Annotated in this window: 23 protein-coding genes; 14 read left to right on the forward strand and 9 right to left on the reverse strand. The window is 66.3% G+C overall.

The features are described from left to right. Nucleotides 1-75: 75 nt before the first annotated feature. Complete coding sequence (locus ACN0X7_RS07760; protein WP_417515828.1) at nt 76-1,020, reverse strand: LLM class flavin-dependent oxidoreductase; 945 nt, start codon at nt 1,018-1,020, stop codon at nt 76-78. A gap of 119 nt (nt 1,021-1,139) precedes the next feature. Between ACN0X7_RS07760 and ACN0X7_RS07765 the strand changes: the two genes are divergently transcribed. The 3 genes from ACN0X7_RS07765 (at nt 1,140) to acpS (ending at nt 3,325) form a co-directional block, all read left to right on the forward strand. Then, the gene (locus ACN0X7_RS07765; RefSeq protein WP_417515830.1) at nt 1,140-2,090 is read left to right on the forward strand and encodes an LLM class flavin-dependent oxidoreductase; all 951 of its coding nucleotides are present in this window, start codon (nt 1,140-1,142) and stop codon (nt 2,088-2,090) included. A gap of 70 nt (nt 2,091-2,160) precedes the next feature. Further along, complete coding sequence (locus tag ACN0X7_RS07770; RefSeq protein WP_417515832.1) at nt 2,161-2,919, forward strand: pyridoxine 5'-phosphate synthase; 759 nt, start codon at nt 2,161-2,163, stop codon at nt 2,917-2,919. A 13-nt stretch (nt 2,920-2,932) separates the two neighbouring features. Further along, a complete protein-coding gene (gene acpS / locus ACN0X7_RS07775) occupies nt 2,933-3,325 on the forward strand; it encodes a holo-ACP synthase (protein WP_417515834.1) in 393 nt (130 codons plus the stop codon). Nucleotides 3,326-3,527: 202 nt separating this feature from the next. Here acpS and serA read toward each other — a convergent pair whose 3' ends face one another. The 3 genes from serA to ACN0X7_RS07790 all read right to left on the reverse strand — a co-directional run bounded on the left by serA (nt 3,528) and on the right by ACN0X7_RS07790 (nt 7,761). Continuing rightward, nucleotides 3,528-5,102, reverse strand: coding sequence for a phosphoglycerate dehydrogenase (gene serA, locus ACN0X7_RS07780; RefSeq protein WP_417515836.1), 1,575 nt, complete (start codon nt 5,100-5,102; stop codon nt 3,528-3,530). A 121-nt stretch (nt 5,103-5,223) separates the two neighbouring features. After that, nucleotides 5,224-6,387: a phosphoserine transaminase gene (locus tag ACN0X7_RS07785; RefSeq protein ID WP_417515838.1), complete on the reverse strand. Its 1,164-nt coding sequence runs from the start codon at nt 6,385-6,387 to the stop codon at nt 5,224-5,226. Nucleotides 6,388-6,546: 159 nt separating this feature from the next. After that, complete coding sequence (locus ACN0X7_RS07790) at nt 6,547-7,761, reverse strand: CynX/NimT family MFS transporter (protein WP_417515840.1); 1,215 nt, start codon at nt 7,759-7,761, stop codon at nt 6,547-6,549. 488 nt (nt 7,762-8,249) lie between these two features. On the opposite strand from ACN0X7_RS07790, the gene rfbC reads away from it, so the two are divergent. From rfbC to ACN0X7_RS07815, 5 genes are read left to right on the forward strand one after another with little or no spacing between them, the layout of a single operon-like run. Beyond that, on the forward strand, nt 8,250-8,798 hold the full coding sequence (gene rfbC / locus ACN0X7_RS07795; RefSeq protein WP_417515842.1) for a dTDP-4-dehydrorhamnose 3,5-epimerase: 549 nt from the start codon (nt 8,250-8,252) through the stop codon (nt 8,796-8,798). 4 nt (nt 8,799-8,802) lie between these two features. Then, nucleotides 8,803-9,837, forward strand: a complete 1,035-nt coding sequence (gene rfbB / locus ACN0X7_RS07800; RefSeq protein WP_417515844.1) for a dTDP-glucose 4,6-dehydratase — start codon at nt 8,803-8,805, stop codon at nt 9,835-9,837. 6 nt (nt 9,838-9,843) lie between these two features. Beyond that, nucleotides 9,844-10,722 carry a dTDP-4-dehydrorhamnose reductase gene (gene rfbD, locus ACN0X7_RS07805; protein WP_417515846.1) on the forward strand — a complete coding sequence of 293 codons (879 nt, stop codon included), beginning with the start codon at nt 9,844-9,846 and terminating at the stop codon, nt 10,720-10,722. Further along, nucleotides 10,722-11,591, forward strand: coding sequence for a glucose-1-phosphate thymidylyltransferase RfbA (gene rfbA, locus ACN0X7_RS07810; RefSeq protein ID WP_417515848.1), 870 nt, complete (start codon nt 10,722-10,724; stop codon nt 11,589-11,591). The genes rfbD and rfbA overlap by 1 nt, the downstream gene beginning before the upstream one ends. Nucleotides 11,592-11,619: 28 nt before the next feature. Then, the gene (locus ACN0X7_RS07815) at nt 11,620-12,381 is read left to right on the forward strand and encodes an N-acyl homoserine lactonase family protein (RefSeq protein WP_417515850.1); all 762 of its coding nucleotides are present in this window, start codon (nt 11,620-11,622) and stop codon (nt 12,379-12,381) included. A gap of 170 nt (nt 12,382-12,551) precedes the next feature. Here the strand turns inward: ACN0X7_RS07815 and ACN0X7_RS07820 are convergent, their stop codons facing one another. Next, on the reverse strand, nt 12,552-13,538 hold the full coding sequence (locus tag ACN0X7_RS07820) for a 2-hydroxyacid dehydrogenase (RefSeq protein ID WP_417515852.1): 987 nt from the start codon (nt 13,536-13,538) through the stop codon (nt 12,552-12,554). A 206-nt stretch (nt 13,539-13,744) separates the two neighbouring features. Between ACN0X7_RS07820 and ACN0X7_RS07825 the strand changes: the two genes are divergently transcribed. From ACN0X7_RS07825 to ACN0X7_RS07840, 4 genes are read left to right on the forward strand one after another with little or no spacing between them, the layout of a single operon-like run. After that, nucleotides 13,745-14,620, forward strand: coding sequence for a chorismate mutase (locus tag ACN0X7_RS07825; protein WP_417515854.1), 876 nt, complete (start codon nt 13,745-13,747; stop codon nt 14,618-14,620). Between the two features lie 6 nt (nt 14,621-14,626). Next, nucleotides 14,627-15,715 carry a histidinol-phosphate transaminase gene (gene hisC / locus ACN0X7_RS07830; protein ID WP_417515856.1) on the forward strand — a complete coding sequence of 363 codons (1,089 nt, stop codon included), beginning with the start codon at nt 14,627-14,629 and terminating at the stop codon, nt 15,713-15,715. Next, nucleotides 15,715-16,653: a prephenate/arogenate dehydrogenase family protein gene (locus ACN0X7_RS07835; protein WP_417515858.1), complete on the forward strand. Its 939-nt coding sequence runs from the start codon at nt 15,715-15,717 to the stop codon at nt 16,651-16,653. The genes hisC and ACN0X7_RS07835 overlap by 1 nt, the downstream gene beginning before the upstream one ends. A 3-nt stretch (nt 16,654-16,656) precedes the next feature. Further along, nucleotides 16,657-17,385: an SDR family NAD(P)-dependent oxidoreductase gene (locus ACN0X7_RS07840; protein ID WP_417515860.1), complete on the forward strand. Its 729-nt coding sequence runs from the start codon at nt 16,657-16,659 to the stop codon at nt 17,383-17,385. Nucleotides 17,386-17,682: 297 nt separating this feature from the next. On the opposite strand, the gene ACN0X7_RS07845 is transcribed toward ACN0X7_RS07840, so the two are convergent. Together ACN0X7_RS07845 and ACN0X7_RS07850 are read right to left on the reverse strand one after the other, a co-directional pair. Then, entirely contained in the window at nt 17,683-17,925 is a 243-nt protein-coding gene (locus tag ACN0X7_RS07845) for a DUF1272 domain-containing protein (protein ID WP_417515862.1), read from the reverse strand. A gap of 115 nt (nt 17,926-18,040) precedes the next feature. Continuing rightward, on the reverse strand, nt 18,041-19,033 hold the full coding sequence (locus ACN0X7_RS07850; RefSeq protein WP_417515864.1) for a mechanosensitive ion channel family protein: 993 nt from the start codon (nt 19,031-19,033) through the stop codon (nt 18,041-18,043). A gap of 59 nt (nt 19,034-19,092) precedes the next feature. On the opposite strand from ACN0X7_RS07850, the gene ACN0X7_RS07855 reads away from it, so the two are divergent. Both ACN0X7_RS07855 and ACN0X7_RS07860 read left to right on the forward strand, forming a co-directional pair. Continuing rightward, nucleotides 19,093-19,911, forward strand: a complete 819-nt coding sequence (locus ACN0X7_RS07855) for an SDR family NAD(P)-dependent oxidoreductase (RefSeq protein ID WP_417515866.1) — start codon at nt 19,093-19,095, stop codon at nt 19,909-19,911. A 410-nt stretch (nt 19,912-20,321) separates the two neighbouring features. After that, on the forward strand, nt 20,322-21,929 hold the full coding sequence (locus tag ACN0X7_RS07860; RefSeq protein WP_417515868.1) for a peptide chain release factor 3: 1,608 nt from the start codon (nt 20,322-20,324) through the stop codon (nt 21,927-21,929). Between the two features lie 334 nt (nt 21,930-22,263). On the opposite strand, the gene ACN0X7_RS07865 is transcribed toward ACN0X7_RS07860, so the two are convergent. Together ACN0X7_RS07865 and ACN0X7_RS07870 are read right to left on the reverse strand one after the other, a co-directional pair. After that, nucleotides 22,264-23,019, reverse strand: coding sequence for an SDR family oxidoreductase (locus ACN0X7_RS07865; RefSeq protein WP_417515870.1), 756 nt, complete (start codon nt 23,017-23,019; stop codon nt 22,264-22,266). A gap of 40 nt (nt 23,020-23,059) precedes the next feature. Continuing rightward, nucleotides 23,060-23,401, reverse strand: a complete 342-nt coding sequence (locus ACN0X7_RS07870; protein ID WP_417515872.1) for a VOC family protein — start codon at nt 23,399-23,401, stop codon at nt 23,060-23,062. Nucleotides 23,402-23,455 lie beyond the last annotated feature (54 nt).

The following is a 23,455-nucleotide window of genomic DNA, read 5'->3' on the forward strand; positions in this document are numbered from 1 at the left end:
AGCGCGCGATATAGGGTCTGACCGGCCTGCCTGTCAAGTCGTGTTGCGCAGCATCCGGCGATGCGCCGCCGGTCGTCAGTCCAGATCGCGCAACAGGGGGCGCACCTCCTGCGCGAAGCGGGCGAGCTGGTCGTTGGCCTGGTCCAGCGGTCCGGTCGGGTCCATGACGAAGTGGCGGACCCCGGCGGCGTGGAACTTGCGGATGCTGTCGGCGACCTGTTCGGGCGTGCCGAGCGCCGCGTAGCGCTTCGCGGGCTTGCGGAAATCCATACCGTAGCGCGTGGTCAGATGGTCGGTCGCATTGTCCCAGGCGGTGTCGAAATCATCGTCGATGCGGAAGAACAGCAGATGGCCGGTGCCATAGGCATCGACCGTACGGCCCGCCTTGTCCATTTCCTGTTCGATGGTCGCCATGGACTCGGCGAACATCTCCGGCGTCACCACATAGGAAATCCAGCCGTCGCAGAGCGTCGCGGCACGGCGCAGCGCGGCGGGCGAGCGTCCGCCGACCCAGACGGGCGGGCCGTCCTTCTGCACCGGCTTCGGCAGCATCTGCGTTTCGGGCAGGGTGTAATACTTGCCCTCGTGGGTGATCTTCTCGCCGGTCCAGAGCTTGCGAATGACCTCGATGGCCTCCGACGTACGCCCGCCGCGTTCGGTGTGCGGCGTCTCGACAGCGGCGAACTCGCCGGGGAACTCCCCGCCGACGCCGGTGCCGAAGATGAAGCGCCCGCCCGAGATATGGTCCAGCGTCGTGGCCAGCTTGGCGGTCGCGGTCGGATGGCGCAGGGGCAGAAGGTAGACCCCGGTCGCCACCGTCAGCCGGGTCGACAGCGCGGCGACCTGCGCCAGTTGCAGCATCGGATCCAGGATCGGCACGGCGAAGACGATGTGGTCCCCCAGCCACATGGAATCATAGTCGTTGTCCTCGGCCAGTTTTACCGCCGCGACCGTTTCGTCGTGCGTCCACAGCTTCAGGGTCAGTCCGAATTCGGTCTTCTTCGCCAGTTTCAGTGCCATCCCAGATGCCCTCCCCAAGGCCCGATGTTTTGCAAGCGGTCTTTTCCTGTCATGCGTTCCGCGCCACTATTGTGCTCAGAGTCTGGCCGGATGGCCAGCCGCAACGGGGAGATGGGATCATGCCGGTACGCGTCGGACTGGGATTTGGCGAACTGCCGTTCAGCGGGGCCGCGCCCTTCTGGGACTGGATCGACCTGCTGGAGGACGGCGGGGTCAACAGCTACTGGCAGTCGGATCGCATCGCCTCGGCGCGCCCGCATCTGGAGCCGCTGGTGACGCTGGCCGCCGTGGCCGCGCGCACCAGGAAGCTGAAGTTCGGCATGAATGTCGCCTCGCTGGCGCTGCGTGAACCGGTGCTGCTGGCCAAGCAGATCGCCACCATCGACTATCTGTCGGGCGGCGGTCGGATGCTGCCCGCCTTCGGGATCGGTGCCAAGCTGGCCCCCGACTGGGACGCGACGGGCACGCCCACCGCAGGACGCGGCGCGAAGTCCGACGAGGCGCTGGAGATCATCATGCGCCTGTGGAAGGGCGAGACGCTGGATTATGACGGCAAGTACTTCCAGTTGAAGGGCGCGCGGATCTCGCCCGTGCCGGTGAACCCGAACCTGCCCATGTGGATCGGCGGATCGACCAAGGCGGCGGTGGACCGCACGGCGAAGTACGGTACCGGCTGGCAGGCGGCCTTCGAAACGCCGGAGCAGCTCCGCCCCGTCATCAAGGCGATCCGCGACACGGCCATCGCCCAGGGGCGCAAGGTGCCCGAAGATCACTTCGGCGCGGCCTTCCCGTTCCGCTTCGGCTCGCCGGACGACGAAGCCGTGGCCGCCGAAATGGACCGCTTCGAGAAGCGCCTGAAACGCGACCCGCGCGGCTATTTCATGGTCGGCGACGGTGGCACCATCCTGAAGCGGCTGGCCGAATATGCCGACGCGGGGGCGACCAAGTTCATCCTGCGTCCCATCGGCAGCGACGATGCCGACCTGATGGACCAGACGCGCCGCCTGATCGAGGAAGTCCAGCCCGAACTGGACGCCATTCCCATCCCCGAACATGCGCGGGCGGCCTGAGCGCAGGCTGGAACTTCACGAAGACAGCGGCATATAGTGCGCCTGACGTCGTGATCTGGAGGACTGCCCCATGAACAACCGGCTTCGACTGGGCGTGAACATCGACCATGTCGCCACCATCCGCAACGCGCGCGGCGGGGGGCATCCGGACCCCGTGCGCGCCGCACGCCAGGCGGCGGAAGCGGGCGCGGACGGCATCACGGCGCACCTGCGCGAGGATCGCCGCCACATCTCCGACGGCGACATCGAACGGCTGACCGCCGAGATCGACCTGCCGCTGAATTTCGAGATGGCCGCGACCGACGAGATGCTGGGCATCGCGCTGCGCCACAAGCCCCACGCGGCCTGTCTGGTGCCCGAGAAGCGTGAGGAAGTGACAACCGAGGGCGGTCTGGACGTCGCCGCGCACCACAAGCACCTCGCCCCCTTCGTGAAAAGCCTGCTGGACGGGGACATGCGCGTGTCGCTGTTCATCGACCCCGAACCGGTGCAGCTTCACGTCGCCAAGGCGCTGGGCGCGCCCGTGGTCGAACTGCACGTCGGGGCCTATTGCGATGCGGCCAATCCGCAGGCCCGCGCGCACGAGCTGGCCCGCATCGTCGAGGCCGCGCGCTATGCTGACGATCTGGGACTGGAGGTCCACGCCGGGCACGGGCTGACCTTCGATACGGTCGGCCCCATCGCCGCCATCCCGCAGGTGGTCGAACTGAACATCGGGCACTTCCTGATGGGCGAGGCGATCTTCTCCGGCCTGACATCCGCCATCACGCGCATGCGCAGCCTGATGGACAAGGCCCGCGCCGAAGCCACCGGCAGCGCGACCGCCTGATGGTCTGCCCTTCATGATCCTGGGGATCGGCATCGATCTGTGCGACACACGCCGCATTGCGCAATCGCTGGACCGGTTCGGGCAGCGCTTCCTCGATCGCTGTTTCACCGCCGCCGAGCAGGCCGCCTGCGTCGACCGGGCGGACACCGCCCAGCGCCTCGCGCGCCGCTATGCCGCCAAGGAAGCCGCCTCGAAGGCGCTGGGCACCGGCATCGGCGAGTTCGCGGGCCTGAAGGAACTGGAGGTGATCTCCGCCGCCAACGGCAAGCCGGACCTGCGCATCACCGGCGCGGCGGCCGAGACCCTGTCCGCCATGACGCCCGACGGGATGACCGGCATGGCCCATATCTCGCTGACCGACGAAGGCGATCTGGCCCAGGCCTTCGTCGTGCTGGAAGCACGCTAGTCGTTCAATCGTGCTGGAAGCACTCCGGACCGCTCCGGCATCTGATTGAAACGACCGGACACACCATGCGTCACCCCCGCCGCCGTGCGGGGGCAGCGGACGACCCGGCGAACGCCGCGCGGGCCGGATATGCAGCAAGGCCCCCGGACAAGCCGGGGGTGACAGCCCGGGAGTCGGCAAGTCAGTCAAAGACAGGACGGCGCTAGAAATTCAGGGCGTCGACCCGCTGGACGTAGTCGGTCAGGCCCTCGACCGCCTTCAGGACCGAGGCGGGCATGGGCTCGTCGATCTGGATGAAGGAGACGGCATTACCGTTCGCCCGGCCCAGATGGAAGGTGCCGATGTTAACGCCCGCATCGCCGAGCAGGGTGCCCAGCCGCCCGATGAAGCCCGGCTTGTCGTGGTTGCGCACGAACAGCATGTGGCTGCCGATCTCCGCCTCCATGGTGATGTTGTCGATCTCGATGATGCGCGGCATGTCGCCCGCGAACAGGGTGCCGCCGATGCAACGGGTGCCGTTCTCGGTCTCCACGAAGACGCGGATCGCGGTCTGATAGTTGCCGGGCTGCTCGTCGCGTTCCTCGACGATCTGGATGTCGCGCTCCTGCGCCATGATCGGCGCGTTGACCATGTTCACCGAATCCATCAGCGGCTTCAGCAGCCCCTGCAGCACGATGGCCGTCAGCGGCTTCACGTTCAGACGCGCCACCCGGCCCTGATAGGACACCCGGACCGACTTCACGCCGCTTTTCACCGTCTGGCCCATGAAGGCACCCAGCTGCTCGGCCAGCACCTGATAGGGCTTCAGGCGCGGGGCTTCCTCGGCCGTCACCGACGCCATGTTCAGCGCGTTGGAGACGGCACCGTCGATCAGGAAATCCGCCATCTGCTCGGCGACCTGCAGCGCCACGTTCACCTGCGCCTCGGTCGTGCTCGCGCCCAGGTGCGGTGTGGTGATGACCTCCGGATGGCCGAACAGCACGTTCTCCTTCGCCGGTTCCGACGAGAACACGTCCAGCGCCGCGCCCGCGACCTTGCCGGAATCGAGCGCGGCCTTCAGGTCTTCCTCGACGATCAGGCCGCCGCGCGCGCAGTTGACGATGCGCACGCCGTCCTTCATCTGCGCCAGCGCATCCGCGTCGATCAGGTTGCGGGTCTGGTCGGTCAGCGGCGTGTGCATGGTGATGAAGTCGGCGCGGGCGTAAAGCTCGGGCAGTTCCACCTTCTCGACGCCCAGTTCCTTGGCGCGGCTGACCGACAGGAACGGGTCGGCGGCGATCACCCGCATCTTCAGACCCTGCGCGCGGTTGACCACGATCGCGCCGATGTTGCCGCAGCCGATGACGCCCAGCGTCTTGGCCGTGACCTCGACGCCCATGAACTTCGACTTCTCCCACTTGCCGGCCTGGGTGGACCGGTCGGCCTGCGGGATCTGGCGGGCCAGCGCCATCATCATCGCAATCGCGTGCTCGGCGGTGGTGATGGAATTGCCGAAGGGCGTGTTCATCACGCACACACCGGCGGCGGTCGAGGCGTTCACGTCGACATTATCGACGCCGATACCGGCGCGGCCGATCACCTTCAGGTTCCTGGCCGCCATCAGCACATCGGCATCGACCCTGGTCGATGAACGGATGGCCAGACCGTCATAGTCGCCGATGATGGCGATCAGTTCTTCCTTCGACAGGCCGGTCTTCTCGTCGACCTCGACACCGCGTTCGCGGAAGGTCTGGGCGGCCAGGGGGCTCATCTTGTCTGAAATCAGGACTTTGGGCATGGGGGTATTCCTTGGGTGGTAGAAGCCAGTCATGCCGGGCTTGTCCCGGCATCCGGCGAGTCATGAATCTTGCGGCAGCGCCGCTCCGGACCCCGGCACAAGGCCGGGGTGACCGTTCAGTTCAGGAAGCGGACATCTCCGCCTTCACCGACGCATAGGCCCAGTCGAGCCAGGGCGTCAGCGCTGCGACATCGGACGGTTCGACGGTGGCACCGCACCAGATCCGCAGACCCGGCGGCGCATCGCGGTAACCGTTGATGTCATAGGCGACGCCCTCGTCCTCCAGCAGCTTCGACAGCTTCTTCGGCACGTCCTTCTGCTGCTCGGGCGACAGTTGATCGAACCACGGATCGGCAATCGAGATGCAGACCGAGGTATGCGACCGGCTGGCCTTGTCCCCGGCCAGGAACGACGCCCAGTCGGAGCTCGCGACCCAGCTTTCCAGGGCGGCCAGGCTCTCGGTGCAGCGCCCGATCAGGGCGGGCAGACCGCCAATGCTTTCGGCCCAGCCCAGCGTGTCCAGCGCATCCTCGACGGCCAGCATCGAAGGCGTGTTGATGGTCTCGCCCCTGAAAATGCCGTCGATCAGTTTGCCACCCTTGGTCATGCGGAACAGTTTCGGCATCGGCCATGGCGGGCTGTAACTTTCCAGACGCGCGACCGCGCGGGGGCTCAGCGCGATCATGCCGTGAGCCGCCTCGCCGCCCAGCACCTTCTGCCAGGACCAGGTGACCACATCCAGCTTCGGCCAATCGAGTTCCATGGCGAAGGCGGCAGACGTCGCATCGCAGATCGTCAGCCCCTCACGGTCGGCAGAGATCCAGTCGCCGTCCGGCACGCAGACGCCCGACGTGGTGCCGTTCCAGGTGAAGACGACGTCATGGGCGAAATCGACCAGACCCAGATCGGGCAGCGCGCCATAGCCGGCCTCGATCACGCGGACGTCGTCCAGCTTCAGCTGCTTGGTGATGTCGGTGACCCAGCCGGACCCGAAGCTTTCCCAGGCCAGCACATCGACCGGGCGCGGACCCAGCAGCGACCACATGGCCATCTCGACGGCACCCGTGTCCGAGCCCGGCACGATGCCCAGCACATAATCGTCCGGGATGCCCAGCAGGGCTTTCGAACGGTCGATCACGGCCTTGAGCCTGGCCTTGCCGATCGCGGCACGGTGGGAACGGCCCAGCGCGGCGTCATTGAGGTTTTCGGGGGACCAGCCCGGGCGCTTGGCGCAGGGACCAGAGGAAAATTCGGGCGTCGCCGGACGCCCTTCCGGTTTTTGCATGACGGTACCTTCCAGTACGTACGGGCACGCCGGTTGCCACCATGCGTTCCCTGCCTCCCGTTGGGGGGAGGTGACCCGCAGCGGAAAATAGGCTGCGACACGGATTGGTCAATCCGCGACCTGAGGCTGCGACGAAATGGACGGGGATGCGGGCGGCGGCTATCCGGCTTCGGCCATCCGCCGTTCGACACCGCGCAGGATCAGCGCCACGCCGACCCCGGTCAGGCCGGCAGCCAGCGTCAGCCAGCGCGCGGCGGTGAAATCGCCCCCTGCCGAGGCGGCGACCAGGGCAACGGCGGGCGGGCCGATCAGGGAGCCGAAGTTGGTGCACTGCACGATGACGCCGTTGGTCAGGCCGATCTGCTGCGGTGTCGGGCTGTGGACCGCCGATCCCGACAGCACCGCGCCGGGGATCGCGCCGCCGATGGCCGAGAACGCGCCCGCCATGATCAGGCGCCACACGGGCGCGATGCCGTCGTCGTAGATGCCCAGCGTCAGCAGCCCCAGCGACAGGCTGCAGAAGGCAATGATGGCCCAGCGCGGGATGCCGCGGTTCAGCGCGACACCGGCCATCAGGTTGCCGATGATGTTGCCCGCGACCACCAGCGCCACGCCGAACCCGGCCGCGGCAACGCTGAGACCGACCGACTGCATGATGCTGGGCAGCCAGGTCAGCACACCGAACCACTGCACGGTGTAGAGCATGAAACATACGCCCAGCAGCCACGGGCCGGGCCGGGCCATCACCGCGCGCAGGCCACGCAGCTCGCGGGCGGCTTCGGGCGGCGCGCCGACGCCGCGGCAGACACTCAGGAACAGCACCAGATAGGCCACGCCCAGAGCGGCGTTCAGCCACCAGATGCTGCGCCACTGTTCGGGGCTGGCCAGCAGGGGACCGAGCGCCATCATGGTCGCGAATCCGGCGGGCATGTAGGTCGACCAGACCGACAGGGCCGTGCCCAGGTCGCGCTGCCGGGTGACCTCCAGGATCAGGCCCGGCACCGAGACGACGATGCCGACGAAAGCGATGGACTCCAGCAGGCGCGACGCAAACAGGAGTGCGGCGCTGTCGGCCAGTGCGCCCAGCACGTTGCCTGCGATCAGGCAGATCACGCCCAGCATCACCGCCCGCCGGCGGCCCGCATTGTCCGAAAGGATGCCCGCCACGATCCCGGTCAGCACGGCGATGCCGTTGATCATCGACATGTAGAACCCGGCCTGCACCAGATCCAGCCCCAGCTCCGCCCGGATCGCGCCGATCATCGGCGGGGCCTTGCCGACCTGAAACCCGATCAGCACGCCCGCGCCGACCGCCGTCAGCACCAGCGCCCACCGCGTCGGGCTGTCGGATTGCGAAGTCGTTGCTGCACTCATGGCCCCAGCATATGCCAAGCTTTGGGCTGCGGGGTAAACTTCGATCAAGCCTGTCCCCGGCCTGACCGGGGATCCCGCTGCACGTGGTAGTCAGTCAGGGACACATCCGCACACTCTCCCGCGTTCCGGGACTTGATCCCGGAACCCAGTACAGAGTCCGCATTGCATCAGTCGGATCAGATTTGACCGCCCTCTGCGCAGCGGGATCGAGTCCCGCTGCGCGTGGTGGTCTGTCACGAACGCACCCGTACGCTCTTCCCTGTTCCGGGACTCGATCCCGGAACCCAGCGGATGGTGAAACCCATCACCGCTCGTGCCGATGCGAACGCTGCGCGTGGTGGTTCGTCAAGACGTCATCACACTCCTACCCGTTCCGGGTTTCCCGTTCGGGCCACGCCACAGCACGGGGATGCCTGTCGCATGTTTCTTGCTACCCTGCGGTTCCATCAGGTGAATCGGCCCGCAACCGTCCCGGAGTGACACGCACCATGCAGATTGAGGCGACCGCCATAGCGGATGTGAAACGGGTGCGGCCGGTGCGGCATGGCGACCATCGCGGTTTCTTTTCCGAGGTCTGGAACGCCCGCGCCTTCGCCGAGGCGGGACTGGCGCTCGACTTCGTGCAGGACAATCACGTGCTGAATGGCGCGAAGGGGACGCTGCGCGGGCTGCACCTGCAGGGCGCACCGAACCCGCAGGGCAAGCTGGTGCGGTGCTGCCGGGGCGCGATCCTGGACGTGGCGGTGGATGTCCGGCGTGGCTCGCCCACCTTCGGCCGGCATGTGGCGATGGAACTGTCGGCGGAGAACTGGGAACAGCTCTGGGTGCCGGAAGGTTTCGCCCATGGCTACTGCACGCTGACGGACGGGGCCGAGGTGCTGTACAAGGTCACAGGCCAGTACGATCCGGCGGCAGAACTGGGAATCCGGTTCGACGACCCCGATATCGGTATCGACTGGCCGGTGGCCGTGGCCGATGCGATCCTGTCCGACAAGGACCGCAGATGGCCGGCGTTGAAGGATTTTGAGGGCGTTTGAACAGATGAAGATCATCGTGACCGGCGGCTGCGGCTTCATCGGATCGGCCCTGGTGCGCAGGCTGGTGGGCGACGGCCATCAGGTGCTGAACGTGGATGCGCTGACCTATGCGGGCCTGCCCGAGAATGTCGCCAGCGTGGCCGACAGTGCGGACTACGCGTTTCTGGAGGCCGACGTCTGCGACGTCGCGCCCGTCGCTGCCGCCATGAAGCAGTTCCGGCCCGACGCGGTCATGCATCTGGCCGCCGAGAGCCACGTTGACCGGTCGATCGACGGCCCCGCCGACTTCATCCGCACCAACGTCACCGGCACCGGCGCGATGCTGGAGGCCGCACTGGCCTACTGGCGGAACATCCGGCCCGAGGCGCAGCAGGCATTCCGCTTCCTGCATGTCTCCACCGACGAGGTCTACGGCAGCCTGCCCGACGGCGGCTATTTCACGGAAAACGACCCCTACCGGCCCAACTCGCCCTATGCCGCATCGAAGGCCGGGTCGGACCATCTGGTGCGCGCATTCGGGGCCACCTACGGCCTGCCGGTGCTGATCACCAACTGCGGCAACAACTACGGCCCCTACCAGTTCCCGGAAAAGCTGATCCCGGTGATCGTCATGAACGCGGTCGCGGGCAGGCCCCTGCCGGTCTATGGCGACGGCGCGAACGTGCGCGACTGGATTCATGTGGACGACCATGTGGCCGCCCTGCTGCGCGTGCTGGAGTCCGGCACGCCGGGCGAGACCTATCTGGTCGGGGCGCGGGGCGAGCGGCGCAACCTGGATCTGGTGAAGACCATCTGCGCCCGCATGGACCGGGTCGAGGGCGCACGCTTCACCCCGCACGAGAAGCTGATCACCTTCGTCACCGACCGGCCCGGCCACGACCAGCGCTATGCCATCGACCCGACGAAGATCGAGACCGAACTGGGCTGGAAACCGGCCATATCGTTCGAGGACGGCATGGATCAGACCATCCGCTGGTATCTGGACAACCGCGACTGGATCGACACCGTGCACGACCGCCGCCGTCTGGGCGAAGGCTGAGCAGGCGTGGTTCTGCTGGTCACAGGCTCCGACGGGCAGGTCGGCTCCGCGCTGCGCTGGCGGGCGATGGCGCGCGGGCAGAGCGTCATCGGCATGAGCCGCAACGAACTGGACATCACCGATGCGGGCGCGGTCCGGGACGCGGTCGACAGCATCCGCCCCGCCGCCCTGATCAATTGCGCCGCCTGGACCGACGTGGACGGCGCGGAAGCCGAGCCCGACGCCGCCCACGTTCTGAACGCCGAAGCGCCCGGCCATCTGGCCCGCGCGTGCTCGCTTCTCGGGACGCCGCTGATTCACCTGTCGACGGATTACGTCTTCGACGGCACCAAGCGCACGGCCTATGCCGAAAGCGATCCGGTCGCGCCTGCTTCCGTCTACGGCCGCACCAAGGAGGCGGGCGAACGCGCCGTCCGCGAGGCCTGGGGCAAGCACATCATCCTGCGCACCGCCTGGGTCTTCGGCGCGATCGGCGACAATTTCGTCAAGACCATGCTGCGGCTGGCCGACCAGGGCACCGGCACTTTGCGCGTGGTGGATGACCAGCGCGGCGGGCCGACCCCGGCCGATGCCATCGCGGATGCCTGCCTGGACATCGCCGAGCGGGCCAATTCAGCCGACATCGCGCCCTGGGGCACCTATCATTTCTGCGGCGCGCCCTCGGTCACGTGGCACGGCTTCGCCTCGGAAATCCTGAAGGACCGGCCCGTGACCGTCGACGCCTGCACGTCGGCAGAATACCCGCGGCCAGCGCCCCGTCCCGCGAATTCGGTGCTGGACTGCCGCCGCATCCGCAGCGCCTTCGGCATCGAGCAACCGGACTGGCGCACGCACCTGCCCGAACTTAAGGCGGCGTTCGGCAAACCTGTGAGGGAGACCGGCTGATGAAAGGTATCGTTCTGGCGGGCGGCGCGGGGTCGCGCCTGCACCCGATGACCCATGTGGTCTCGAAACAGCTGCTGCCGGTCTATGACAAGCCGATGGTCTATTACCCCGTGGCGACCCTGATGCTGGCCGGGATTCGCGACATCATGCTGATTTCGACCCCATCGGACCTGCCGCGCTTCCAGGCGCTTCTGGGCGACGGGCGCGACTGGGGCGTCCGCATTCAGTATGCGGAACAGCCCGAACCGAAGGGCATCGCCCAGGCCCTGATCATCGCCGAGGATTTCGTCGCCGGGGACAAGTGCGCGCTGGTACTGGGTGACAACATCTACTACGGGCGCGGCTTCTCGAAGATGCTGAAGGATGCCGCTGATTTCGATGACGGGGCCGTGGTGTTTGCCTACTGGGTGCGGGATCCGGAACGCTACGGTGTGGTGGTCTTCGATGCCGACGGCACCGCGACCGACATCATCGAAAAGCCCGATCCCGCCCCCTCGCCCTATGCGGTCACGGGCCTGTATTTCTACGATGCGAAGGCCGCCGAGATCGCCCGCTCGATCACGCCCTCGCCGCGCGGCGAACTGGAGATCACCGACGTCAACCGGCATTATCTCGAACAGGGCCGCCTGAAGGTGGAAACCCTGGGCCGGGGCTTCGCCTGGCTGGACACGGGCACGCCGGGCAGCCTGCTGGAAGCATCCGAGTTCGTGCACGCGGTCGAGAAGCGGCAGGGTCTGAAGATCTCCGCGCCGGAGGAAATCGCCTGGCGCAACGGCTGGATCGGCAACGACGACCTGAAGGCGCTTGCCGCCCGGCTGAAGGGCAATGAGTATGGGCACTATCTCGAAGGCCTGCTGATCGCGCGCTAGAAGTGAACACGTCGGGGAGGACGAAACGATGACCGTCGAAATCCATGCGATGACCTGCGGCTGGCTGACCATGAGCCTGAAAGCCATGCTCGCCGGCGCGGAAGGCAAGCTGAAAATCCCCATACCCAGCTACCTGATCCGGCATCCGAAGGGGAACGTGCTGTTCGACACCGGCCTGAACAAGCAGGTCCAGACGGACCCGGAAGCACGGCTGGGCAAGATCGCCAAATACTACGCCGTGGACTTCGAGGCCGGTCAGGACGTGGTGGCGCGGCTGGAAAGCCTGGGGCTGGAACCGAAGGACATCACCTTTCTGGTCAACAGCCACCTGCATTTCGACCACGCGGGCGGCAACGACGCGCTGGACTGCTGCCCCGTCGTGCTCCAGCGGCGCGAATGGGAGGCCGCCAACGATCCCGATGTCGCCGCAAAGGTCGGCTACATGAAGCAGGATTTCGATCACGGCCACGACCGTATCCTGGCCGACGGTGAACATGACCTGTTCGGTGACGGCGCGGTGGTGTGCATCCCGACCCCCGGCCACACCCCGGGCCACCAGTCGCTGAAGGTGAGGCACGCCAGCGGCGACATCGTGCTGACGGGCGACGCCTGCTACCTGCGCCGCACGCTGGAGGAAATGCGCCTGCCGATGATCCTGTCGGATGCGGACCAGATGATGGACAGCCTGAAGAAGCTGAAAGCCCTGCAGGACCGCGGCGCGCGCATCTTCTACGGCCACGACCCGGAATTCTGGGCCACCGTCCCGCAGGCCCCCGCGGCGGTGGTCTGAAGGTCGATCGGCATTCGCAACCGGTCTGCGCGCGGTGGTCTGTCACGACCGCATTCACAAACCTGCCCTGTTCCGGGATCCCCGTTCAGGCCGGGGACAGGCTTGATCCCGGAACCCAGACGAAGGTGAAACCCGCCGCGTTCGTCACACGAGTATATGCGCCGGTACGCCTAAAGGTCGGGCAGCACCCGGTCGGGCGGGGTGTGGCCGTCGGCGAAGGTCTTGATGTTGATCAGCACCTTCTCGCCCATGTCGACGCGGCCTTCGATGGTCGCCGAGCCCATGTGCGGCAGCAGCACGACATTGTCGAGTTCCACCAGCTTCGGGTTCACCGCCGGTTCGTGTTCGAACACGTCCAGACCGGCGCCGGCGATGTCGCCCGCGCGCAGCATGCGGGTCAGCGCGTTCTCGTCGATCACCTCGCCGCGCGACGTATTCACGATATAGGCGTGCGGCTGCATCAGCTTCAGGCGGCGCGACGACAACAGGTGATAGGTACCCGGCGTGTGCGGGCAGTTGACCGAGATGATGTCCATGCGCGCCAGCATCTGGTCCAGGCTCTCCCAGTAGGTGGCCTCCAGTTCCTTCTCGATGCTTTCGTGCACCCGGCGGCGGTTGTGATAGTGGATCGACAGGCCGAACGCCTTGGCGCGTCGGGCCACGGCCATGCCGATGCGGCCCATGCCGATGATCCCCAGCCGCTTGCCCCAGATCCGGTGACCCAGCATGTGGGTCGGCGACCAGCCCTGCCAGTCGCCCTCGCGCAGCTTGCGCTCGCCTTCGGTCAGGCGGCGCGGCACCGACAGCATCAGCGCCATGGTCATGTCGGCGGTGTCTTCGGTCAGCACGCCGGGCGTGTTGCATACGGTGATGCCGCGCTGGCGGGCGGCGGCCAGATCGATGTGATCGACGCCGGTGCCGAAGCTGGCGATCAGCCGCAGGTCCGGGTTGGCCTGGCTGAGAATGCCCGCGTCGATCCGGTCGGTCACCGTGGGCACCAGAACGTCGGCGACCTTCACGGCCTCCATCAGTTCGGCCTTGCTCATCGGCTTGTCATCAAGGTTCAGACGCGTGTCGAACAGCTCCATCATCCGCGTTTCGATCGCGTCGGGCAGCTTGCGTGTGACAATGACCAGCGGCTTCTTCTTCGCGCTCATCGGTGGACCCCGTCCCTGAATACCGTCGATCAGCGGTGAGTAGCAGCGGCATCCGGCCTTGTCCAGCAAGCGTCCGCGCGGCGGGATGCGGCATCGGGCGCAGGCCCGCGCGACGATTTCGGCGCATGGCCATCAGAATGTTTTCATCTGGCCGGTTTCCGCTCTATGCTCCGCCGCCGCCGGGCAGGATTGAGGAGAGGGGCTGAATGTCGGAACAGGCGACCGCTGGTCTGGACAAGCTGCGTGAAGAGATTGACCGCATCGATGGCGAACTGCACGGGCTGCTGCGCGAGCGTGCCGCTGTGGTCAAGCGGATCGGACTCGCCAAGCGCAGCGCGGGCGGCGACGTGACGGCGTTCGTGCGCCCGGGCCGCGAAGCCGAACTGGTCAGGGGCCTGCTGGCCCGCCACGAGGGCGCGCTGCCGTCGGCGGTGGTCGTGAGGATCTGGCGCGAGATCGTGTCGGCCGCCTGCTTCATGCAGCAGCCGGTCAAGGTCGCGCTCTACGCCCCCGAGCGGTCCATCAGCCACTGGGATCTGGCGCGCAATCATTTCGGCATCCTGACCCCGATCCAGCTGTGCGGCAGCCCGCAGCGGGTGCTGCAGGAGGCGGGCAACGGCGGTACCATCGGTGTGCTGCCCTGGCCCGAGCACGAGGAACCGCAGCCCTGGTGGCCGAACCTGTCCGCCGAGGACAGCGAGACCATGAACATCGTCGGCCTGCTGCCCTTCTACGAAAGCGCCACGGGACGGTTCGAAAGCCGGCGGCTGATGGTGGTGGCGACCTATCCGCCGGAACCGTCCAGCGACGATCTGAGCTTCATCATCGCCCGCACCGACCCGGAACTGTCGCGGGCCCGGCTGGGTGCCCTGCTGACGGAGGCGGGCCTGACCGGCGGTGTCGTGGCCGCGCACCAGACCGACGGCTACATGCGCCAGCTGCTGCAGGTCGATGGCTTCGTCCGCCGCGACGATGACCGCCTGACGCGCCTGGAAGAAGCCAGCGGCGGCGGCATCATGTCCGCCATATCCGTCGGCGCCGCCGCCCGGCCGGTCGGCGTGCTGGACGACAACAAGGAATAGCTGAAGATGACCAACCCGACACCCCAGCCCGGCCTGATGGACATCACCCCCTACAAGGGCGGCGAGGCCGAGATCGAGGGCATGGCCCACGTCCGCAAGCTGTCGGCCAACGAAACCCCGCTGGGCCCGAGCCCGCGCGCCATCCAGGCACTGCGCGACATGGCCCCGCGGATGGCGGAATATCCCGACGGCGGGGCAACCCGGCTGCGCACCGCGCTGGCGAAACACCACGGGCTGGATGCGGACCGGCTGATCTGCTCGAACGGGTCGGACGAGCTGATCGGGCTGATCGTGTCGTCCTACGCCGGTGTCGGCGACGAAGTGCTGTTCAGCCGCCACGGATTCCTGATGTATCCGATCGCGGCCAGGGCCAACGGCGCGACTCCGGTGATGGCACCCGAAACCGACCTGACGGCGGATGTCGATGCGCTGCTGGCGGCGGTGACCGAGCGGACGCGGATCTGCTTTCTGGCCAACCCGAACAATCCCACCGGCACCTTCCTGACCATCGACGAGGTGCAGCGCCTGCGCGACGGGCTGCGCGACGACATCCTGCTGGTGATCGACGCCGCCTATGCCGAGTATGTCAGCCGCAACGATTATGACAGCGGCATCCAGATGGTCGGCGCGCATGACAATGTGATCATGCTGCGGACCTTCTCGAAAATCTTCGGGCTGGCCGGTCTGCGGGTCGGCTGGGGCTATGCCCCGCCGGAGATCATCGGCGTGCTGCATCGCGCGCGCGGTCCCTTCAACGTCAATCTGGGCGCACAGGAAGCGGCCATCGCGGCGCTGGAAGACACCGCCCACATCGACGCGGCCCGCACCCACAACGACATCTGGCTGCCGAAACTGAGCGCCGAACTGCGGGCGCTCGGCCTGGACGTGCCGCCCGGCATCGGCAATTTCGTGCTGGCCCGGTTTCCCGGCGGCGCGGAACAGGTGCAGGCGGCGGATGCCTGGCTGAAGGCGCGCGGCATCATCGTGCGGCCCGTCGCGGGCTATGGCCTGCCCGACTGCCTGCGCATCACCATCGGCACCGAGGATGACAATCTGGCCGTGATCGAGGCGCTGAAAGCCTTTCTGGAAAGCTGATGGCCGACTTCAAGCCCTTCGACCGGCTGTGCCTGATCGGCATCGGCCTTATCGCCTCGTCGATCGCGCGCGCTGTCCGTGAACGCGGGCTGGCGAAGACCATCGTCTGCGCCACGCCGGACCAGACCCACCGTGAAGCGGCCCTTTCGCTGGGTCTGGTGGATGAAGCCTTCGCCAGCAATGCGGAAGCCGTCAGAGGTGCTGATCTGGTCATTCTGTGCACGCCACCCGGTGTAATGAGCCTGATCGCGCAGGAAATTTCGGCTGATCTGGCCGAAGGCGCCATCCTGTCCGATGTCGGCTCGGTCAAGCAGACGATTGCCGAGAGCATCGCGCCCCACGTGCCGGCGCACGCGCAGTTCGTGCCCGCCCACCCGGTCGCGGGCACCGAGAATTCCGGACCGGCGGCGGGTTTCGGCACCCTGTTCCAGGACCGCTGGTGCATCATCACGCCGGTTCCGGAAGGTGGCGACGAGGCCATCGCCCGGGTGCAGGCCTTCTGGGAAGCCATGGGCGCCAATGTCGAGCTGATGGATCCGAAGCACCACGATCAGGTGCTGGCCATCACCAGCCACATCCCGCATCTGATCGCCTACAACATCGTCGGCACGGCGGACGATCTGGAGGCGGTCACCAAGTCCGAGGTCATCAAGTTCTCGGCCGCCGGTTTCCGCGACTTCACGCGCATCGCGGCATCCGATCCGACCATGTGGCGCGACGTGTTCCTGAACAACCGCGAGGCGGTGCTGGAAATGCTCGGCCGGTTCTCCGAAGACCTGACCGCCCTGCAGCGTGCGATCCGCTGGGGCGACGGAGACGCGCTCTACAGCCTGTTCAGCCGCACCCGCGACATCCGCCGGGCGATCATCGACGCCGGGCAGGATTCGGCGGCCCCGAACTTCGGGCGCGACACCGGACCGGACGAAGGAGACGATTGAGCGATGACCCAGTTCGATTTCACGGGACGGCGCGTGCTGATCACCGGCGGCACCAACGGTATGGGCAATGCCATGGCGCACGGGTTCCGCAGGCTGGGTGCGGCGGTGACGGTGACGGGCACGAAACCGCGCGATGCCTATGACAGCGACCTGCACGGGCTGGATGTCCGGCAGTTCGATGCGGGCGATCCGGATCAGGTCGAACGCCTGATCGACAGCATCGAGGCGCTGGACGTGCTGATCAACAACGGTGCGATGGTGCTCTATCGCGGGCAGGAATTCGAGATGGAGAGCTTCCGCCGGGTGATGGAGGTGAACCTGAACGCCGTCATGCGCCTGTGCACCGGCTTCCGCCCGAAGCTGGCGAAGCGCCGGGGCGCGATCGTCAATATCGCCTCGCTGGCGGCCTTCGGCGCGGTGCGCGGCAACCCGGCCTACGGCGCCTCCAAGGCCGGCGTGGTGAACCTGACGAAGACCCTCGCGGTGGCCTTTGCCAAGGACGGCATCAGGGTGAACGGTCTCGCGCCGGGCTATGTGAAGACCAACATCACCGAGGTCAGCCACACCAACGACGCGATCTCCGACGCCATCGTGAAACAGACCCCGATGCGCCGCTGGGGCGAGCCGGAAGACATGGTCGGCCCGGTCCTGTTCCTGGCGTCGAACGACATCGCGGGCTTCGTCACCGGCCAGACCATCACCGCCGACGGCGGCTACGCGCTGCAGGTCTAGGGCGGAAACAGTCTGAATGGAACCATTCAGACTGTTTTCAGGAATGGCAACCACCTGTGCGAATTGCGTTATTTCGATTTCATGGTGATTCCATGAAAACGAAAAACGCTCTAGAACCGCTCAGCATTTGATTGAAACGGTCAAATGCACGGAGTGTCACCCCCGCCTCCGTGCGGGGGCCACGGACGACCCGGCGAACGCGGCGCATGGCCGGTCTTCAGGAAAGGCCCCCGGATAAACCGGGGGTGACAAGCTGAGAGCTGGCAATTTCTTCGGCGACGGACCAACCGCGCAGGATCAGGCCGCGCAGCCCTCGGGCTTGTAGGTCCGCTCGGTCGCCGCCGGATATTTCTCCAGCAGGCGCGCGGGCCGGATCGGGCGGGCGGTGAAGTTGCCGCCGCAGTTCGGGCAGACGCCGCCCAGCTTCGTTTCCACGCAATCGCGGCAGAAGGTGCATTCAAAGGTGCAGATCATGGCGTCGGTCGAATCCGGCGGCAGGTCCCTGTCGCAACATTCGCACCCCGGTTTCAGTTCAAGCATGTTGTTTCCTCCAGAAGAATCGGTCGATGATCCCACGAAACCAGGCCTGCGGGTCCAGGGAAAATCCCAGGGACAGAAAGGGCCGGAACCCGCAGTACCGCATCCATCCCCGGCATCAGCCGGACCGCTGTTCGCCGGAGTCCCCCGCACGTTTCTCGCCATCCGATCCATGGCCGGATCGATCGTCCCCGTCCTTGCGCTCGTCCGCGTCCCCGGCGCGCAGGCCATCGACCGAAAGCGGCTCCTTGAAGGTGAGCGTGCGATAGGGGAAGGGAATCTCGATACCCGCATCGTCCAGCGCCCGCTTGACGGCGGCGACCACCTGATCGCGGCTGGTGCGGATGTCCACCGGCTTCGACCCCGTCCACCAGGTCACCTCGAAATCGATGCTGGAGGAGTTGAATGCCTGCGCGAAGATCTGCACCGGACGCCCGTCGGTGATCACGGTATCGCAGCTCTCGACCGCCTTGCGGATGACCTCACGGCTTTCGTCCACATCCTCGCCATAGGCGACACCGCAGATGATGGTCGTCCGGCGCTGTGCCAGGTCGGTGCGGATGGTCAGCGGGTTCTTCAGGATGATCGCGTTGGGGATGATCACCAGTTGCCCGTCGGTCTGCCGGATGTGGGTCTCGCGGATGGTGATGTGATCGACCACGCCTTCTTCGTCCTCGACCTCGATGTGGTCGCCGATCCGCATTTCCTTGCGGAACAGGATGATCAGCCCGGCCAGGAAGTTCTCGAAGATGTCCTTGAAGGCAAATCCGATGGCGATGGAGCCCAGCCCCAGACCCGCGATCATGCTGGCCGGCGTCAGGTTGGGGAACAGGATCACCGCCGCCAGCATGAAACCGGCGATCCAGACGCCCAGACCGAGCAGATTGCCCAGCAGCGTCTTCAGCGACGGACGCATGCGGGCGCGGCTGAGCGCACGCCGCAGCACGAACTGCCCCAGCCTGGAGACGACCCAGGTCAGTATCAGGACGCCGATCGCGATCGCGAACTGCGGGGCGATCTCGATCATGCCGATCCAGATCTCGCGCAGCTGTTCCATCATGATGTTGACGGGTTCTTCCATCACCCGGTCCCCCTGTTTCTTGTTCTTCATGGCGCCGCCGGGTATGACGGAGGCAGCATTTTTTTCAGGTTTCAGGGGAGGATATGAGGATGGGCATGCTGGACGGCAAGGTCGGACTGGTCACGGGCGGCGGACGCGGCATCGGGCGCGAGATCGCACTGCAACTCGCGGCGCACGGCGCAAAGGTGGTCGTCAACGATCTGGACGAGGCCCCCGCGAACGAGGTCGTCGAGGAGATCCGGGCCGCCGGTGGCGAGGCCGTGGCCTGCGCGGGCAGTGTGTCCGAGAAAGGTTTCGCGGATCGCTTCATCGGCGATGCGATGGAAAACTTCGGCGACGTCCACATCATCGTCAACAATGCGGGCTATACCTGGGACGCGGTGATCCAGCGGATGACCGAGGAGCAGTTCGACGCCATGATCGACGTGCACCTGAAGGCGCCCTGGCGCATCCTGCAGGCCGCGTCCGAGATCATCCGGATCAAGACCAAGGAAGAGGCCGAGAAAGGCGAGACCGTGATCCGCAAGGTGGTCAACATCTCGTCCGTCTCCGGCACGCGCGGCAACGCGGGCCAGACGAACTATTCCGCCGGCAAGGCTGGTGTGGTCGGCCTGACCAAGACCCTGGCCAAGGAATGGGGCCGCTATCAGGTGAACGTCAACGCGGTGGCCTTCGGCTTCATCGAGACCCGCCTGACCGAAGGCACCGACACCAAGAAGACGATCACCGTCGAGGGCAACGAGGTCCAGATCGGCATCCCGACGCAGAACGTCGAGATCGCCAAGCGCATGATCCCCATGGGCCGTCCGGGCACGCCGAAGGAGGCCGCCGGCGCCGTGGTCATGCTCTGCCTGCCCCTTTCGGACTACGTCAGCGGCCAGATGCTGGAAGTCACCGGCGGGAACTAAGGGAAACGCCGCGCGCGGGCCGCCTCGTGAGCGCCCGCATCGGTCCGAACCGTGACAGGTTTCACCATCCACTGGGTTCCGGGATCAAGTCCCGGAACGGGTGAGAGTTTGTGGGGGCGTCAGTGACAAACCACCACGCGCAGCGGGACTCGATCCCGCTGCCCAGTGCAGCGTCTGCACCGGCCCGAACCGTGACAGGTTTCACCATCCACTGGGTTCCGGGATCAAGTCCCGGAACAGGGGAGAGTTTGCGGAGACGTTCGTGATAGACCACCACGCGCAGCCGGATCCCCGTTGAGGCCGGGGACAGGCTTGATCCCGGTGCGCAGAACGGTGTTGGCGGCTCACCCGATGCGCCGGACACCACTCCCGCCTTCACGCCGCGCCGGTTTTCCGCTATCTCCCGCGCCATGACACAGCTTGAGACCGAAACCGAACGGCGGCGCACCTTCGCCATCATCTCGCACCCTGACGCGGGCAAGACCACGCTGACCGAAAAGCTGCTGCTGTTCGGCGGCGCGATCCAGGCGGCGGGCGCGGTGAAGGCCCGTGGCGAACAGCGGCGTGCGCGGTCGGACTGGATGAAGGTCGAGCGCGAGCGCGGTATCTCGGTCTCGGCCTCGGTCATGACCTTCGACTACAACGGCCATGCCTACAATCTGCTGGACACGCCGGGCCATGAGGACTTCTCGGAAGACACCTACCGCGTGCTGACGGCGGTCGATTCGGCGGTGATGGTGATCGACGCGGCGCGCGGAATCGAGCCGCAGACGCGCAAGCTGTTCGAGGTCTGCCGCCTGCGCGACGTGCCGATCATCACCTTCGTCAACAAGATGGACCGCGAGGCACGCGACCCGTTCGAACTGATGGACGAGATCGAGCAGGACCTGGCGCTGGACGTGACCCCGGCCAACTGGCCGATCGGCATGGGCCGCCGGTTCCAGGGCTGTTACGACCTGATGGGCGACCGGCTGGTGCTGATGGAGCGCACGAAGGAGAAGCAGGGCGAGGCCATCGCCGAGGTGAAGGGGCTGGACGATCCGGCGCTGGAAGGGCTGATCGGCGATGAAGCCGCCGCCGAACTGCGCGACACCGCCGAGATGGCGCGCGAGCTGTGCCCGGCGTTCGACATTCAGGCCTATCGCGACGGCACCATGACGCCGGTCTTCTTCGGCAGCGCGTTGAACGCCTTCGGGGTGCAGGACCTGATCGATGCGCTGGGCCGGTTCGCCCCGCCGCCGCGTCCTCAGGCCGCCGACCTGCGCGCGGTCACTCCGACCGAGGACAAGGTCTCGGGCTTCGTCTTCAAGATCCAGGCGAACATGGACCCCAAGCACCGCGACCGCGTGGCCTTCCTGCGCATGGCCTCGGGCCATTTCAAACGCGGGATGCGGCTGAAGCATGTGCGCACGGGCAAGTCGCTGGCCGTGCACAACCCGGTGATGTTCCTGGCCGGGGACCGCGCCACCACGGAAGAAGCCTGGCCCGGCGACATCATCGGCATTCCGAACCACGGGCAACTGGCCATCGGCGACACGCTGACCGAAGGCGAGGACATCCGCTTCCGGGGCGTGCCCAGCTTCGCGCCGGAACTGCTGCAGCGTGTGCGCTCGACCGACCCGATGCGCGCGAAACATCTGGGCGCGGCCCTGCAACAACTGGCCGAGGAAGGCGTCGCCCGCGTGTTCAAGCCCCGCTTCGGCGCGGACTGGGTGGTGGGCGTGCTGGGCGCGCTGCAGTTCGAGGTCCTGCAGGAACGGATCAGTACGGAATACAATGTGCCGGTCCGGTTCGAACCGTCAGAGCTGTATACGGCCCGCTGGGTCTTCGCCGACAGCCATGACGAACTGAAACAGTTCTGCGACGCCAACCAGACCGCCATCGCCGATGATCACGAGGGCGACCCGGTCTATCTGGCGCGCAACGCCTGGCATCTGGAACGCGGCCAGCAGGACTGGCCCGCCATCCGCTTCACCGCAACCAAGGACCCCGGTGTCGGCGATCGCGCCGCCGCCTGAGCGATCCGGCGACCCAGTGCTGCGGTGATGCCGGAATGACATCCCGTTACCTTTTCCCGGCATCGCCGCCCTCGGGGCACCGGGATCAAGCCTGTCCCCGGCCTGAACGGGGATCCCGGTGCGCGTGATGGTTGGTTGCGACATCAAACATATTTCCCCCGCAGCGATCCCGCATCTGATTGAATCGGTCAGACGCACAGGGTGTCACCCCCGCCTTGTGCGGGGGCAACGAACGACCCGGCAAACGCCGAGCATGTCGGGTAGTCAGAAAGGGCCCCGGATAAACCGGGGGTGACAGCCCGGGAGGCGACGATCCCGTCGAAGACCGAACGGCCTATCCCCGGCCCACGAACGGCATCTTGGTGGCCATGACGGTCATGTTCAGCACGTTCGCGTCCGGCGGTAGGTTGGCCATGTAGAGGATGGCGTCGGCCACGTGCTGGACGTCCATCACCGGCTCCTCCTTCATCGACAGGTCCGCCTGCGGCACGCCCTGGGGCATGCGCGCGGTCATCGGCGTCGCCGCGTTGCCGATGTCGATCTGACTGCAGGCGATGTCATAGGGCCGCCCGTCCAGCGCCGTGGTCTTGGTCATGCCGGTCACCGCATGCTTGGTCGCGGTATAGGCGATGGAATAGGGGCGCGGCGTGTGCGCCGAGATCGAGCCGTTGTTGATGATCCGCCCGCCCTGCGGCGACTGCGCCTTCATCACGCGGAAAGCTTCGCGCGTGCACCAGAACACGCCGTTCAGGTTGGCATTGACGACCGTCAGCCACTGATCGTCGGTGATCTCGTCCAGTTCGCAGGGCGGTGCGCCGGTGCCGGCATTGTTGAAGGTCACGTCCAGCCGCCCGAACTCGGCGATGCAGGCATCGAACATGGCCCGGACCGCATCCGGATCGCCCACGTCGCACTGATGGATCGTGCCGCGCGCGCCGGCGCCGGTGATCTCGTCCAGCGTCTCCTGCAGCGGTTCCAGCCGCCGCCCCGAGATCATCACGTCATATCCGTTCTTCGCCAGCGTCACCGCCGCCGCGCGCCCGACGCCCGTACCCGCGCCGGTGACCAGTGCGATTTTCTTCTGTGTCATGTGAATCCCCAATATTCTGTCGGCCTCGCGCTTGAGAAGTTTACTTTACCGGCTCAGCCAGCACGACGGTGTTGCCATCGGGGTCTGAAAGCTGAACGACAGATGCGATATCGCCCCGCCTGATCTCTCCCGGCTCCAGACCAGCCATGTCCAGCCGCCGCCGCTCGGTCTCAAGATCACTTATGATCAGTGTCATGCAACCGTGACCCGCATCGCTGGCATTTGCAAAGAGCTGAAAACCTGCACCGCCCTGATGGTACCATTCCATGAGCCCTGTCATCGGACTGGCGTCAGGTTCGCGACCGAAAAGTACTTCGAACCATTTCACGCTGCGATCGATGTCGGCGCAGTTCAATTGCGCATAAATGCATTCTAGAGGCATTTTGCCGTCTCGCTATTCCCGGATCTGATTGTTGGTCTCCGAAGGATTTCGGTC

It is taken from the genome of Minwuia sp., from assembly GCF_048263705.1.
In the GTDB taxonomy this organism is placed as follows: Bacteria; Pseudomonadota; Alphaproteobacteria; order Minwuiales; family Minwuiaceae; genus Minwuia.